Below are 235 nucleotides of genomic sequence, written 5' to 3'. Positions count from 1 at the left end.
GTTGCGCGGTTGCTACCGCCCGAGAGTGCAGACGTGAAGGTTGTGGCCGCTGAGGTGGGCGTGTCGGCGGACACTTTGGAACGATGGAGGTCGGAAGCTTTGGCGTCCGGGAAGAAGAGCGGTGGCTGGACGGCTGTGGCTCGCTTTGAATCGGTGCTGGCGACGGCAGCGATGAGCGAGGCGCAGAAGGCGGCGTGGTGTCGCGAGAAGGGCTTGTTTCCCAGCGAGCTGGAAG

1 pseudogene is annotated in these 235 nt (G+C 64.7%); it reads left to right on the top strand.

Annotated features, from left to right (window positions below):
* Window positions 1-235 (top strand): annotated as a pseudogene (locus tag RM530_RS18525) (IS3-like element ISAzo10 family transposase); the annotation flags it as partial.

Source organism: Banduia mediterranea (genome assembly GCF_031846245.1).
GTDB classification, from domain to species: domain Bacteria; phylum Pseudomonadota; class Gammaproteobacteria; order Nevskiales; family Nevskiaceae; genus Banduia; species Banduia mediterranea.
Note: the sequence above shows the minus strand (reverse complement) of the source record. Positions and strands in the feature narration are given on the sequence as shown.